The sequence below is a fragment of the Amaricoccus sp. W119 genome (assembly GCF_047275745.1).
In the GTDB taxonomy this organism is placed as follows: Bacteria; Pseudomonadota; Alphaproteobacteria; order Rhodobacterales; family Rhodobacteraceae; genus Amaricoccus.
This window is the reverse complement of the sequence record NZ_JBKQWU010000003.1, coordinates 88,076-101,910: the sequence shown is the minus strand read 5'-3', so window position 1 is coordinate 101,910 and position 13,835 is coordinate 88,076. Positions and strand designations below refer to the sequence as shown.

Annotated in this window: 12 protein-coding genes; 7 read left to right on the top strand and 5 right to left on the bottom strand. The window is 68.9% G+C overall.

The genetic code is table 11. The features are described from left to right. The first annotated feature begins 66 nt into the window (after positions 1 to 66). The 7 genes from ACLJK8_RS03440 to ACLJK8_RS03410 all read left to right on the top strand — a co-directional run bounded on the left by ACLJK8_RS03440 (position 67) and on the right by ACLJK8_RS03410 (position 9,072). Positions 67 to 906, top strand: a complete 840-nt coding sequence (locus ACLJK8_RS03440) for a YmdB family metallophosphoesterase (protein ID WP_413148673.1) — start codon at positions 67 to 69, stop codon at positions 904 to 906. A gap of 1 nt (position 907) precedes the next feature. After that, positions 908 to 1,837 carry a DMT family transporter gene (locus ACLJK8_RS03435; protein WP_413148671.1) on the top strand — a complete coding sequence of 310 codons (930 nt, stop codon included), beginning with the start codon at positions 908 to 910 and terminating at the stop codon, positions 1,835 to 1,837. Between the two features lie 159 nt (positions 1,838 to 1,996). Beyond that, on the top strand, positions 1,997 to 3,721 hold the full coding sequence (locus ACLJK8_RS03430) for an SLC13 family permease (protein WP_413148828.1): 1,725 nt from the start codon (positions 1,997 to 1,999) through the stop codon (positions 3,719 to 3,721). A 249-nt stretch (positions 3,722 to 3,970) separates the two neighbouring features. Next, positions 3,971 to 4,711: a YebC/PmpR family DNA-binding transcriptional regulator gene (locus tag ACLJK8_RS03425; RefSeq protein WP_413148669.1), complete on the top strand. Its 741-nt coding sequence runs from the start codon at positions 3,971 to 3,973 to the stop codon at positions 4,709 to 4,711. A 127-nt stretch (positions 4,712 to 4,838) separates the two neighbouring features. Then, positions 4,839 to 5,789 carry an alpha/beta fold hydrolase gene (locus tag ACLJK8_RS03420; protein ID WP_413148667.1) on the top strand — a complete coding sequence of 317 codons (951 nt, stop codon included), beginning with the start codon at positions 4,839 to 4,841 and terminating at the stop codon, positions 5,787 to 5,789. Positions 5,790 to 6,054: 265 nt separating this feature from the next. Continuing rightward, positions 6,055 to 7,647, top strand: a complete 1,593-nt coding sequence (locus tag ACLJK8_RS03415; RefSeq protein WP_413148665.1) for a phospholipase D family protein — start codon at positions 6,055 to 6,057, stop codon at positions 7,645 to 7,647. A gap of 291 nt (positions 7,648 to 7,938) precedes the next feature. Further along, the gene (locus tag ACLJK8_RS03410; protein WP_413148827.1) at positions 7,939 to 9,072 is read left to right on the top strand and encodes an META domain-containing protein; all 1,134 of its coding nucleotides are present in this window, start codon (positions 7,939 to 7,941) and stop codon (positions 9,070 to 9,072) included. Positions 9,073 to 9,077: 5 nt separating this feature from the next. Here the strand turns inward: ACLJK8_RS03410 and ACLJK8_RS03405 are convergent, their stop codons facing one another. From ACLJK8_RS03405 to ACLJK8_RS03385, 5 genes are all read right to left on the bottom strand, one after another. Further along, positions 9,078 to 9,710 (bottom strand): glutathione S-transferase family protein, encoded by a 633-nt coding sequence (locus tag ACLJK8_RS03405; protein ID WP_413148663.1) that lies wholly within the window; start codon positions 9,708 to 9,710, stop codon positions 9,078 to 9,080. Continuing rightward, complete coding sequence (locus ACLJK8_RS03400; RefSeq protein WP_413148661.1) at positions 9,707 to 10,753, bottom strand: aldo/keto reductase; 1,047 nt, start codon at positions 10,751 to 10,753, stop codon at positions 9,707 to 9,709. Before ACLJK8_RS03400 ends, ACLJK8_RS03405 begins: the two co-directional genes overlap by 4 nt. Before the next feature lie 82 nt (positions 10,754 to 10,835). Continuing rightward, positions 10,836 to 12,143: a branched-chain amino acid ABC transporter permease gene (locus ACLJK8_RS03395; protein ID WP_413148659.1), complete on the bottom strand. Its 1,308-nt coding sequence runs from the start codon at positions 12,141 to 12,143 to the stop codon at positions 10,836 to 10,838. Continuing rightward, complete coding sequence (locus ACLJK8_RS03390; protein WP_413148657.1) at positions 12,140 to 13,153, bottom strand: branched-chain amino acid ABC transporter permease; 1,014 nt, start codon at positions 13,151 to 13,153, stop codon at positions 12,140 to 12,142. The genes ACLJK8_RS03395 and ACLJK8_RS03390 overlap by 4 nt, the downstream gene beginning before the upstream one ends. Beyond that, entirely contained in the window at positions 13,153 to 13,833 is a 681-nt protein-coding gene (locus tag ACLJK8_RS03385; RefSeq protein WP_413148826.1) for an ABC transporter ATP-binding protein, read from the bottom strand. The genes ACLJK8_RS03390 and ACLJK8_RS03385 overlap by 1 nt, the downstream gene beginning before the upstream one ends. Positions 13,834 to 13,835: the final 2 nt, after the last annotated feature.

Sequence of the window (13,835 nt, the reverse complement as noted above, 5' to 3'; positions counted from 1 at the left end):
GCCTCGGGGACCCGCTCAACTCCGACCGGGCTGGACCCGCGCCCGGTTCCGGCTTATGGCGGCGGGATGAAGCTGCTTTTCCTCGGCGATGTGATGGGTCGGTCGGGACGCGCCGCGGTGGCGCGGTACCTTCCGGAGATCCGTCGCGACTGGAAACTCGATTTCGTCGTGGTCAATGGCGAGAACGCCTCGGGCGGAATGGGGCTGACCGCCGCCCATGCCGAAGGGCTGTTCGAAGCCGGCGCCGATTGCGTGACGCTCGGCGACCACGCCTTCGACCAGCGCGACATGCTGGCCCATATCGAGCAGGATCAGCGCATCCTGCGGCCGCTCAACTATGCGAAGGCCGCGCCGGGCCGGGGCGCGCGGCTGTTCGACGCGCCCGGGGGCCGCAAGGTCTTCGTCGCCCAGGTGCTGGGGCAGGTCTTCATGAAACGGCCCTTCGACGACCCGTTCTCGGCGATCGACGCGGCGCTCCGGTCCGCGCCGCTCGGTGGACTCGCGCAGGCGGTGATCGTCGATGTCCATGCCGAGGCGACCTCGGAGAAGATGGCGCTCGGCCACTGGTGCGACGGGCGTGCGAGCCTCGTCGTCGGCACCCACACCCATGTGCCGACCGCGGATACGATGATCCTCGCCAAGGGCGCGGCCTATCAGTCCGACGCGGGGATGTGCGGTGATTATGACAGCGTGATCGGCATGGACAAGCTGGAGCCCATCAGCCGCTTCGTCACCGGCATGACCCGGTCCCGGTTCGAGCCCGCGAAGGGCGAGGCGACGCTCTCGGGCGTCTATGTCGAGACGGACGACCGCTCGGGCAAGGCGCTCCGGGCCTGTCCGATCCGCCTGGGCGGGCGGCTCGCCGCCGCGATGCCGGGCGGGGAAGCCACGGTTTCGACGGGTTGAGATGCTTCGCGACGCCGCCCTTCGGGCCGCCGTGCTTCCCGCCGCCGTGCTCGCCGCCGCGGGCGCGTGCTGGGGGCTCACCATGCCGCTCCTGCGGATCGCCGCGAGCGCGGGATATCCGCCGCTGGCACTCCTGCTCTGGAGCAACGCGCTGCTGGCCGTTCTCGCGGGCCTGGTGCTCGTCGTGACCGGGCGGCCCTGGCCGAGAATCAGGGACAACGGCCCGGCCCTGCTCGCGATCTCGGTCTTCGGGACGGCTCTGCCGGGGTATTTCTCCTTCGTCTCGGCGGCGGAACTGCCGGCCGGGGTCCGGGCGATCGTGATCGCCATGGTGCCGATCTTCGCGCTGCCGATGGCGATCCTCCTCGGCGCCGAGCGGTTCGAGCTTCGGCGGAGCGCCGGCCTCCTGCTCGGTCTCGCGGCGGTGGGCGTCCTCGCGCTGCCGGGGGCGACGGTTGGCGCGCCCGGGGGCGCGGCGGGCGGGTCGATCCCGGCCCTCTACGTGCTGATCGCCGCGCTCTCCCCGCTCTGCTACGCGCTCGAGGCGAACATCCTCTCGTCGCGGGCGGCGGATCTCGATCCGATCGGCCTGCTCTTCGCGGCCGGACTGCTCAGCGTCGCGCTCACCGCGCCCTTCGCGCTCGCCTTCGACGCCTTCGTGCTTCCCCGGTCTCTCGGCGCGGCGGAACTCGCGCTCGCCGCGGCGGCGCCGGTCAATCTTTGCGCCTATGTCGCCTATGTCTGGCTGACGGGACACGGCGGGGCGGTCTTCGCCGCGCAGGTCGGATATGTCGTCACGGTCGCCGGGGTGCTCTGGGGGATGATCCTGCTCGGCGAGCGGCCCGGGCCGGCGGTCTGGCTCGCGCTCGCGCTGATGCTCGCGGGCATCGCGCTGGTCCGGCCGCGGGAGGCGCATGCGAAAGACGCTTGAAACCGGCGCCCGCGTTGGGTCATTGTGCGCGCCGGTTCCGGGCGAGGGACCGGTCTGCGTGGCGTCCTCCAGTTTCAGACTTAGCGAGTAACACCCTTGATCGACCTATTCACGCAGGGCAATGGCCCCGCGATCGTGACGCTGCTTGTCCTCGTCGGCATGCTCGTCGTCTTCATCCTCGAGGTCTATTCGCCCGAGGTGACGGCGATGTGCGGCGCGGCGATCCTCGTGACGCTCGGCTATGTGCCGCCAAGCGACATGCTGGAGGCCTTCTCGAACCCGGCGCCCTGGACGATCGCGGCGATGTTCATCGTCTCGGGCGGCATGGTGCGGACCGGCCTCATCAACGAACTGGGCCGGATCGTCACGCGCCACGCCGCCGAGAGCCGGATACTGGTGCTTCTCGCCATCGGGATCTTCGTCGCCGTCGCCTCGGCCTTCACCAACAACACGCCGCTCGTCGCCCTGATGATCCCGGTGGCGGTGCAGCTCGCGCATGCCATGTCGCTCGCGCCCTCGAAGCTCCTGATTCCGCTCTCCTATGTCACCGTGATGGGCGGCATGATGACGATGATCGGCACCTCGACCAACATTCTCGTCGATGGTGTCGCGCGTCGGGCCGGGATGCCGCCATTCTCGCTGTTCGAGATCGCGCCGCTCGGCCTCGTCGTCTTCGCGGTGGGATTCACGACGCTCTGGATTCTCGTGCCCCGGCTGCTGCCCGACCGCGATTCGATGGCCGATCTGCTCGGCAGCCGGAAGCGGATGAAGTTCTTCACCGACGTGGTCGTGCCCGAGGGATCGCCGCTCATCGGCCAGCAGGTCATGTCGGTCGCGATCTTCAAGCGCGAGGGCATGAGGGTGATCGACGTGCTGCGCGGCGACGAATCGCTCCGGCGCGACTTCCCCGACGTGGCGCTTGCCGAGGGTGACCGCGTCGTCCTCCGCACCGAGATGCAGGAACTGCTGGGGCTCAAGGATTCGAACCATGTCGCCCTCGTGGACCGGCTGGGCTCGAAGCGGACCACGACGGTCGAGGCGCTGATCTCGCCCGACTGCAAGCTGGTCGGCCGCTCGCTCGGGAGCCTCAGGCTCCGCCGCCGCTACGGCGTCTATCCGCTGGCCATGCACCGCCGGAACCAGAACATCGGTCGCCAGCTCGACGAGGTGGTGGTGCGCGTCGGTGACACGCTGCTGCTCGAAGGCTCGCCCGAGGATATCGGCCGTCTGGCGCAGGACGTGGATCTCATCGATCTCAACGAGACCACGGAGAAGCCCTTCCGCCGCGGCCGCGCGCCGCTCGTGCTCGGCGTGCTGACGGCGATCGTGGCGCTTTCGGCCTTCGAGGTCGCGCCGATCCAGGTGCTGGCGATGCTCGGCGTCGTCGTCCTGCTCGCGACGCGGACGATCGAGCCGGAGGAGGCCTATGCCACCGTGAGCGCCTCGCTGCTCATGCTGATCTTCTCGATGCTGATCGTCGGACAGGCGCTCGAGAACTCGGGCGCGGTCCAGATGCTGGTGGACTGGATCTCGCCCGCGCTCTCGACCATGGCGCCGATCACCGTGCTGCTCGTGCTCTATTTCATGACGCAGATCCTGACGGAGCTCTTGTCGAACAACGCGGTCGCGGTCGTCGTCACGCCGATCGCGATCGCGCTCGCCCACAGCCTCGGGCTCGAACCCCGGCCCTTCGTGGTCGCGGTCATGTTCGCCGCCACGCTCGCCTTCGCGACGCCGATCGGCTACCAGACCAACACGATGGTCTACGGGCCGGGCGGCTACAAGTTCTCCGACTACATGCGCATCGGCATTCCGCTCAACATCATCACCGGGCTGACCGCCTGCATGACGATCCCGATGTTCTGGCCGCTGGTTCCCGAATAGGGCGGCCATTCGTGGGGCCGCGGCGTCGTCGAAGCGTCATCGGGCCATCAAGCTTCCGTCACGCAGGATGACGACGGCCCGGCGGCGGGGCGCGTGATCGCGACGGCTGGTCGGGGCGCGCGATCTTCCCGACCCGCCGGCCTCGCGGGCAGCGGGCCGTCGAGGGAGGTGGGCTTGAATCGGGGCGGTTCGCTGGGATATGACGCCCGCCAGCAATCAGTCCCCCGAAGCAACGATCCGGAGCCTCCCATGGCCGGCCATTCCAAATGGGCCAATATCCAGCATCGCAAGGGCCGGCAGGATGCCGCCCGGTCGAAGCTGTTCTCGAAACTGTCCAAGGAAATCACCGTCGCCGCGAAGATGGGCGATCCGGACCCGGATAAGAACCCGCGGCTCCGCCTCGCCGTGAAGGAGGCGAAGGCGAATTCGATGCCGAAGGACAACATCGACCGGGCGATCAAGAAGGCCGCGGGCGGTGACTCGGAGAGCTACGAGGAGATCCGCTACGAGGGCTACGGCCCGAACGGCGTCGCGATCATCGTCGAGGCGATGACCGACAACCGCAACCGGACCGCCTCCAACGTGCGCTCGACCTTCACCAAGCGCGGCGGCAATCTCGGCGAGACCGGCTCGGTCAGTTTCATGTTCGACCGGATGGGCCAGGTCGTCTATTCCGCCGAGACCGGCGACGCCGACAAGGTGATGGAGGCCGCGATCGAGGCCGGCGCCGAGGATGTCGAAAGCTCCGAGGACGGGCATGTGATCTGGTGCGCGGTGGGCGATCTCAACGATGTCTCGACCGCGCTCGAAGCGGCGCTCGGCGAGGCCGAATCGACCCGGCTGGTCTGGAAACCGCAGACCACGACCGAGCTCGACCTCGACGCGGCGCAGAGCCTGATGAAGCTGATCGAGGCGCTCGAGGACGACGACGACGTGCAGTCGGTGACGGCCAATTTCGAGATCTCCGACGAGGTGATGGCGCAGCTCTGAACCGGGCGGGCAGGAGAGGCCCGCGGGCGAGGCTTCTGTTGCCCGGGGCCCGCGCGCGGGTTAGACCTTTTGCTGGCCGAGCGGTCCGGGCTCTCCGGCGCGAGCGACTCGGCAGGGAGGTCACCCCATGAATCCCTCGGACCCCGAGACCCCCCATGGCCTGCCCGATGCCGCGCCGGGCGAGAGCCGGGGGCCGGCGACCGGACGGCCGCGCCGGAAGGTTCCGCCGCCACCCGCGCCGGGCGCGCGGGAGCGGGTCGTGGTGGAGGGAATTCCGATCGCCTTCCGCAGGATGGGCCGCGGTCCGGCCGTCGTGCTGATCCATGGCGCCGGCGGCAATCTCAACGACATGACCTTCCGGCTCGCCCCTGCGCTGCTGGCCCGGCACACCGTCTTCGCCTTCGACCGGCCCGGCCATGGCGAGAGCGGCTGGCCCTCGCAGGGCGGCGACAGCCTTTCGGTGCAGGCGCGTCTCCTGCGCACGGCGCTGGAGCGCGCGGGCGTGAGTCGCGCCTATCTGATCGGGCACAGCTATGGCGGGGCGGTCGCCCTTGCCTGGGCGCTCGACGCGCCGAGGAGCGTCGCGGGCCTCCTGGTGATCTCCGCGCCCTCGCATGGCTGGCGCGGGTCGAGCGGGATGGCCAACAGCCTCATGGACCTCCCGGTCTTCGGCTCGATGGCCGCCCGTTGCCTCAGCCATCTCGTCTCGGCGAGACTGGCCCGGCGGGTGGCAGGCCATGCCTTCGCGCCGCAGGAGGTTCCGGCGAGCTATGTGCAGCATCTCGACCTGCCGCTGACGCTGCGGCCCGAGAGTCTGCGGCGTAACGCCCGCCAGCTCGCGACCCTGCGCCAGTGGCTGGAGCCGATGGTGCGCCGCTATCCCGAACTCGCGCCTCCGCTCGAGATCGTGCACGGCGACGCCGATGCCACGGTGAGCTTCGGCGCGCACGCGCAGCGGCTCGCGGCCGCGGTGCCGGGAGCGCGGCTGACGCGGCTCGCGGGCGTCGGCCACATGCCGCACCAGGTCGCGCTGCCCGCCGTCCTCGGCGCGTTCACCCGGCTTCGTGCCCGGGCCTGAACGCGGAGTCTGACCGCCGGCCCGAACGAGGGGCCAGAGCGCGGGACCAGAACGATAGTCTGACCTTGGGCACGGGCGCGAGCCGGAACGCGCCATCGCGTCCCCGGGCCCCTCTCCCCCGCTTCACAATCCGCCGGGGCGTCGATATTCTCGGGCGCCGAACGGGGAGACCGATGACAGCCGAGCCCTTCAATCGCATCTCCCGGTTGACCATCGCGGCCGGCGCGGAGCAGCCAGGGCGTGGCAGCGGGGCGAAGAGGCTCCGGTGAGCGCCGCGTTCCCTCCAGTGCTGCTCGGCCTGCCCGGAATCGACGGCGATGTGCTGGTCACGATCCTCGTCACGGCCGCGCTCGCCTTTGGCTCCTCCTTCGTCTCGGTCTGGCTTTACGGGCGTTTCGCCAAGCGCGCCCGGGGCGCTCCCTCGACCGCGCTGCCGATCGACGGGCCCCCGACCGCCGCCGACCAATGCGTCGCGCCGCTGACGGATGCCCGGCCGGGAGAGACCGGGATCATGGTCCTCGCCGACAATCACCAGGCCTATGCCGCCCGCGCGCTGTCGGCGCGCGCGGCCGGGCGCTCGATCGACATGATGTACTATCTCTGGCGCGGAGATCTCACCGGGAACCTTCTCGCGCGGGAGGTGCTCGCGGCGGCGGATCGGGGCGTGCGCGTGCGCCTCCTGCTCGACGACATCAACACACGCGGGCTCGACCCCGAGTATCTGGCGCTGAACGGCCATCCGAGAATCGAGGTCCGGCTGTTCAACCCGGCCAAGAACCGGGGTGCCTCGCTGCGCCGCGGGGCGGAAATGATCCTTCGCCTGCTCGCGGTGACGCGGCGCATGCACAACAAGGCCTGGATCGTCGATGGTCGCGTCGCGATCATCGGCGGCCGCAACATCGGCGACACCTATTTCGACGCCGCGGACGACTTCAACTCGGCGGACCTCGACGCGCTGCTCGTCGGGCCCGCGGTCCATGAGGTGTCGGAGATCTTCGACACCTACTGGAACAGCGCGCTGACGCTGCCGATCCGGTCGCTCCTGCGCTACACCCGGGCCAATCTTCGAGGCCTCAGGCGCCGTCTCGCCGAGGTGGACCGGGATGCGCTGGCCGACATCTATCGCGAACAGGCACTACGCCAGGAACGTCTCGGCCAGTTTCTCGAACGGGCGCGGCCGATCCACTGGACGACCACGGCGCGCGTCTTGTCTGACCCGCCGGGCAAGACGCAGCGGCAGGACCGGGAGGACTGGCTGATCGGGCCGCTGGGCGCCGCGATCGCCGAGACCCGGCGCGAGCTTCGGGTGATCTCGGCCTATTTCGTGCCGGGCGAGGCGGGGATCGACGGGCTCTCGGCCCTGGCGAAGCGAGGGGTGCAGGTCGCGATCCTGACGAACTCGCTCGCCTCGACCAATCAGGTGACGGTCCATGGCGGATATTCGGTCGCGCGGCCGCCACTGCTCAGGGCCGGCATCCGCCTGTTCGAGCTCCGGCCGTTCGATCCGGACCGGGCGCGATCCTCGCTGCGCCGCTCGGACCGGGCCTCGCTGCACTCGAAGGCCTTCACCGTCGATGGGGAATCGGGTTTCATCGGTTCGTTCAACTTCGACCTGCGGTCGGCCTATCTCAACACCGAGATGGGGCTCTTCTTCGACGACGCCGCCATCGCGGAGGAGGTCGATCGGGTGTTCGAGGAGCTGACCGCGCCGGACAAGAGCTACGAGGTCTATCTCGACGGCGCGGCGACGCGCTGGCACGACGGGGCGCGCGAGTTGACGGAGGAGCCGCTGGCGAGCCGGACGCGCCGACTCGTGGCGGCGATCGTCCGGCACCTGCCGATCAAGTCTCAGCTCTGACGCGATCATTGATCGCACCGCGCCCAAATCGTTTCCAGGGCAGCGACGAATCGCCACGGAACCGGCGTGGTCGGCACGATTCCTCGTGAACTGCCATTGCGAAATTGAGAGTTTGCAAGCAGTTGTTGATGGGTTAGGCATTGGCTCGGCGAGAAATTGCCGGCATGCTTTCAACCGAGGAAGATCCGATTCCAGGGGTGGTTTATGATCTCGCGTAAGGCGGCGTGCGCGCCAGCCTCATGGTGCTTGTTTTTTGTATGCCTCTTTGTCGGCTGGGGATTGATCTTGAGCGTGACATCGGGGCAGGCTCACGCGCGCGTCGCGGTCGCCGCCGGGTCGGCGGTCGGGGACGGCCTGCCGCTTCCGGGACTGGACCTGATCCGTAAGTTGGGCGGCGAGGGCGCGGTGGAGGACGCCTCCACCGGCGAGGTGGTGGTCGCAAAGGCCCAGGAGGTGGCGCCGGAAGGGCTCGGCGTCGATCTGCCCGCGACCTACAGCGGGGACCTTCCCTGCGCGGACTGCGACGCGATCCGCTACCGGCTCAATCTCTGGCCCGATCACGTCTTCAGCCTCCGCCGCAGGTGGCTTCCGGCGGGCCGAAACCAGGATTCTCTCGGTCGCTGGTGGATCGACCCGTCGCTCCAGCGGCTGATTCTCTGGGATGGCGAGGGCAGGCTGGAATTCTCGATCCTGCCCGGGCGGCTCCGGCCGGTCGACGCTCCCGAGGACGGGCCGCGGGCGCCGCGCGACCTGACCGGAACTTCGGGGACGACCGCCCTTGCGATTCGTGTGCCGGTGCGTGGCATGGTGAGCTTTCTCGCCGACCGCGCGCTGATCACCGAATGCCTGACGGGCCGTGTCTATCCGCTTTCGACCAGTCAGGAGTTTCCGACGCTCGAAGCGGCCTATCTCGCCGCCGGGGTCGCGCAAGGTACCCCCCTGATGTCGAGCTTCGAGGGCCGGGTGCTGGAGGCGGGCGAGGAGGGGGACGACGAGACCGGGCCGACCATCGTGGTCAACCGCTTCACGGGCGTCTGGCCCGAGGAGACCTGCGAGCAAGCCATGAACAGCCGGAGCCTGACCGACACCTACTGGCGCATCGTGCGTCTCGGCAAGACCGAGATCACTCCGATCGAGGGGCATCCCGATCCGCACCTCATCCTGACGGAAGACGAGAACCGTTTCGCCGCGACGGTGGGCTGCAACCAGTTGATCGGCGCCTTCGAGCGGGACGGGGACGATCTGAACTTCCGCAACCCGGCCGCGACGATGAAGGCCTGCGCCGGTCCGCTCGACGAATGGGAGCGGATGCTGACCGGCGCGCTCGCCGCCACGCGCGGCTGGCGGGTGAACGGCGAGGCGCTGGAACTGCTCGATTCATCGGGAATGCAGATCGGGCTGTTCCAGTCCATCGACCTCCCCTGAACCGGTTAGGCGCGCGCGGGGAAGTAGTCCTCGGGCGCGCGGGTGGCCGGGAGCGCGCGCATCCGGTCGCGCCAGGCGATCATGGCTGTGCTCGGCTCGGCACCGGCGGCCTCGACCCACTGTGCATAGCCCCAGATCGCGCAGTCGCCGATCCCGGGTTCCGTCCCGTGGAAGAACGGCCCCGAGCCCAGCAGGATGTCGAACCGCGCGCGGTCCACCGCGTAGCGCCCGCGCAGCCACTCGACCGCGCCGGGCGGGAAGATGTCGCCGCCCGGGCGCAGTGCCTCCTTGAGTTGCGGCAGGCACATGCCGAAGCGGTTGGCCTCCCACATCAGAAGCTCCGCGCCCCGGCGCATCCCCTTTGCGCTCTCACCGCCGAGACGCCCGGTTCGGCGGGCGATCTCGAGCAGGATCGCGCCGGACTGGACCATCGGGGTTCCGTCGATCACGAGAAGCGGCACCTCGGCGAAGGGACTGGCCGCGAGGAACTCCGGCGGCCGGGTCGCCGGCGGCGCCCAGATATCCACCCGGACCCTGCGGTGCGCGATACCCGCGAGCGCCAGCGCAAGCGCGACCTTGCAGGCATGGCCTGAATCCGGGTGGCCGTAGAGCACCGGCTCGGACATCGCGCCGGTCATGTCGGCATCGGGCAGCGCCGGCGGATCGCGGCGATGCCGAGCGTGACCGCCTCCGGCAGCGTGAGCTCCGCCGCGGCGATATCGGTCTCCAGCTGTTCGAGCGTGGTCGCGCCGAGGATCACCGAACCCATGAAGGCCCGCGAGGCGCAGAAGGCCAGCGCCATCTGTGCCGGGTCGAGCCCGTGCTCGCGCGCGAGGCCCACGTATTCCTCCACGACCGGCTCGGAGAATTTCGAGATCCGCCCGCCGAGGCTGTTGCCGTTGACCACCTCGCGCGAGCCCGCAGGCCGGGCGCCGGCGATGTACTTGCCGGTCAGCAAGCCCGCCGCCAGCGGCGAATAGGCGAGAAGGCCGACGCCCTCGTGATGCGCGAGTTCCGCGAGGTCGAGGTCGAAGAGCCGGCAGAGCAGGTTGTACTCGTTCTGAATCGAGACGACGCGCGGCAGGTTCTCCCGCTCGGCGAGCTTCAGGAACATCGCCGTGCCCCAGGCCGATTCGTTCGAAAGCCCGAAATGGCGCAGCTTGCCCGCGTCCCGAAGCTCCCCGATCGCGCGCAGGATCGCCAGCATGTCGTCCTCGACATCCGCCGGCTGGCCCTCCGGTGCGAAATTCCAGTGCCGACGGAAGTGGTAGGAGCCGCGGTTCGGCCAGTGCAGCTGGTAGAGGTCAATGCAATCGACGCCGAGACGTTTCAGGCTGCCGTCGATCGCAGCGCGCAGCGTCTCGGGCGAAATCGGCGCGCCGCCGCGGTCAACGGCCTGACTGCCCTCGCCGGTGATCTTGGTTGCGAGCACGAGCTTGTCGCGCGCGCCGCCCGCCCTGATCCACTTGCCGATGATCCGCTCGGTCTCGCCGACCGTCTCGGCGCGAAGCGGCGTCGTCGGATACATCTCGGCGGTGTCGATCAGGTTGATGCCGCGTTCCAGCGCCAGGTCGATCTGCGAGAAGGCCTCCTCGGGCGTGTTCTGGCTGCCCCAGGTCATCGTGCCGAGGCAGAATTCGGAGACCTGGAGATCGCTCCGGCCGAGAGCTCGGTATTTCAAGGTATCGCCCTTTCTGTCTTGCTGACCGGCTCAATGCTCCACCCGCCGCGCCGGGGCAAGGGCCGCCTTCCGGGCCTCCCTGTCAGCGCCCGCGCGCCTCCGGGATGAGGCCGCGGGGCGCGAAGCGCAGCGTGAGGAGCAGGATCACGCCCATCAGGAGCGGCCGGAAATGCGGCGCCGCGGCGCGGATATGGCTGTCCCACCAGCCGCCGGGACTGGTCAGCGCGGCGAGATTGGCCGTCAGCCAGTTGCCGAGCGGCTCGGCCACGATCCAGACGTACCAGATGACGAACCCGCCCAGCACCGCGCCCCAGTTGTTGCCGGAGCCTCCGACGATCACCATCACCCAGATCAGGAAGGTATAGCGCAGCGGCTGGTAGCTCGCGGGCGTGAACTGGCTGTCGAGCGTCACCAGCATCGCGCCCGCGATGCCGACCACGGCGGAACCGAGCACGAAGACGCGCAGGTGGCGCCGTGTCACATCCTTGCCCATCGCCTCCGCCGCGTCGCGGTTGTCGCGGATCGCCCGCATCATCCGTCCCCAGGGCGAGCGGAGCGCGCGTTCGCAGAGCCAGAGCAGGAGTGCGAGCACCACGGCGAAGAGACCGGCGTACCAGAGCCGCGAGACCACGGCCGCGGTGGTGATCGTGTCGGAGCCGAAGCGCGCGGCGAGATCGATCACCCAGGGCTGCTGCTGCAGCACGATCTGGTCGGGGACGGGGCGGGGGATGGCGGTCACGTTCTTCACGCCGCGCGTCAGCCAGTTCTCGTTCTTCAGCACGGCGACGATGATCTCGGCGATGCCGAGCGTCGCGATCGCGAGATAGTCCGAGCGCAGGCCGAGCGCGACCTTGCCGACCAGATAGGCCGCGCCCGCCGCGAAGAGCCCGCCCACCGGCCAGGACAGGAGAATCGGCAGGCCGAGACCCCCCATGTAGCCCTGCGCCCCGGTCGCGCTCTCGATCGCCGCCGAGGCGGGATCGAGGAAGCGGCGCATCACGAGATAGCCGAGGAGCGCGATCAGGAGCGTCACCGGGGTTCGGTAGCTCGGCAGGAGCCGCCCCCGCGCCACCACGATCAGCACGATGGTGACCACGATCGCGAGGATGGCGAGCGCGAGATCGAGCCCGCCCGCCGCCAGCGCCCCCGGGACCGGCGACATCGAGACAAGCACCCCCGCGACGCCGCCAAGCGCCGCGAAGCCCATGATCCCGGCGTTGAAGAGCCCGGCGTAACCCCACTGGATGTTGGCGCCGAGCGACATGATCGCCGAGATGAGCGAAAGCTGCAGGATCGCGAGCGCGACGGTCCAGCTCTGGATGAGCCCGACGAGCACGAGCAGACCCGCCATCACGGCATAGAGGGCGATGACACGCGGGGCGCCCGTCATACCACTTTCCCCCGGAAGATGCCCGTCGGTCGTACCAGAAGCACGATCACCAGGATGACGAAGGAGATCGCGAACTTGTAGTCGGTTCCGAGAAGCTGTGCGAGGCCGCCAGGCACCATGCCCTCGGGCAGGAGCCAGGTCAGCACGCCCTTGTAGGCGTAGGTGAGCATCACTTCCGAGAAAGCGACGACGAAGCCGCCGACCACCGCGCCGACCGGCTGGCCGATGCCGCCCACGATGGCCGAGGCGAAGATCGGCAGCACGAGCTGGAAATAGACGAGCGGGCTGAACGACTTGTCGAGTCCGTAGAGCGTGCCCGCGAGCGTCGCGAGGCAGGCGGAGATGACCCAGGTGACGCGCACCACATGGCCGGGGTTGATGCCCGAGAGAAGCGCGAGATCCTCGTTGTCGGAATAGGCGCGCATCGACTTGCCGGTGCGCGTCCGGTTCAGGAACCAGAAGACGAAGCTGACGGCGGCCACCATCAGCACGAGCGTCAGGACCTGCGAGGTGCGCAGCGCGAGCCCCTCGTCGAGCCCGGTCATCGCGCGGAAATCGCGCACGCGGATCACGAAACGTTCGCCATCCTCGAACCGCTGGTCGCCGACGCCGATGAAGAAGCGGGTGATGGCGTTGTAGATGAACATGACCCCGACCGAGGCGATCACGAAGATCACCGGATCGGCCCTTCGCTCCCGGTAGAAGGCGAAAACCCAGCGGTCGGTCAGCAGCGTCAGCGTGACCGCGCCGATCATGCCGACGGGGAGCGCGATGAGCGCGGTCGGGAAGGGCGAGATGCTGACCCCGGCCGACTGCAGCCCCCAGGTCACCATGATCGTCACCATGGTTCCGAAGGCCATCAGATCGCCATGGGCGAAATTCGAGAAGCGCAGCACGGCGTAGATCAGCGTGACCCCGAGCGCGCCGAGCGCCAGTTGCGCGCCATAGGTCGCCGCCGGGATCAGGACGAAATTGGCCAGCAGCACGAGGGCGTTGAGAACGTTTTCCATCAGCCCCCCAGGAAGGTCCGGCGTACCTCCGGATCGGCGAGCAGCGCTTCTCCGGTGTCGGTGTAGCGGTTCTGACCCTGCACCAGCACATAGCCCTTGTCGGCGATGTTGAGCGCCTGGCGGGCGTTCTGCTCGACCATCAGGATCGAGATGCCGGTGCGGGCGACTTCGATGATGCGGTCGAAAAGCTCGTCCATCACGATGGGCGAGACGCCGGCGGTCGGCTCGTCGAGCATCAGCACCTTGGGTTTCGTCATCAGCGCGCGTCCGACGGCGACCTGCTGGCGCTGGCCGCCGGAGAGCTCTCCCGCCGGCTGCGCGCGTTTCTCGCGCAGGATCGGGAAGAGCGAGAACACCTGTTCCATCGTGTCCGAATAGTCGTCCTCGCGGATGAAGGCGCCCATTTCGAGGTTCTCCTCCACCGACATCGAGGTGAAGACATTGTTGACCTGCGGCACGAATCCCATGCCGCGGCGCACCCGCTCCTGCGGGGAGAGATGCGTGATGACCTCGCCGTCGAGCTTCACGCCGCCTTCGCGGAGGCGCAGCATGCCGAAGATCGCCTTCATCGCCGTGGACTTGCCCGCGCCGTTCGGCCCGACGATCACCGCGATCTCGCCGCGCTCCACTGCGATGGTGCACCGGTGCAGGATGTCGGCGCCGCCGTAGCCTCCGGTCATCG

Bases quoted from the DNA above. Each gene is read 5' to 3' on its own strand.
- ACLJK8_RS03385 (WP_413148826.1), bottom strand. From the start codon at position 13,833: ATGACCGGAGGCTACGGCGGCGCCGACATCCTGCACCGGTGCACCATC.
- ACLJK8_RS03435 (WP_413148671.1), top strand. From the start codon at position 908: ATGCTTCGCGACGCCGCCCTTCGGGCCGCCGTGCTTCCCGCCGCCGTG.
- ACLJK8_RS03440 (WP_413148673.1), top strand. From the start codon at position 67: ATGAAGCTGCTTTTCCTCGGCGATGTGATGGGTCGGTCGGGACGCGCC.
- ACLJK8_RS03395 (WP_413148659.1), bottom strand. From the start codon at position 12,143: ATGACGGGCGCCCCGCGTGTCATCGCCCTCTATGCCGTGATGGCGGGT.
- ACLJK8_RS03405 (WP_413148663.1), bottom strand. From the start codon at position 9,710: ATGACCGGCGCGATGTCCGAGCCGGTGCTCTACGGCCACCCGGATTCA.
- ACLJK8_RS03390 (WP_413148657.1), bottom strand. From the start codon at position 13,153: ATGGAAAACGTTCTCAACGCCCTCGTGCTGCTGGCCAATTTCGTCCTG.
- ACLJK8_RS03420 (WP_413148667.1), top strand. From the start codon at position 4,839: ATGAATCCCTCGGACCCCGAGACCCCCCATGGCCTGCCCGATGCCGCG.
- ACLJK8_RS03425 (WP_413148669.1), top strand. From the start codon at position 3,971: ATGGCCGGCCATTCCAAATGGGCCAATATCCAGCATCGCAAGGGCCGG.
- ACLJK8_RS03430 (WP_413148828.1), top strand. From the start codon at position 1,997: ATGCTCGTCGTCTTCATCCTCGAGGTCTATTCGCCCGAGGTGACGGCG.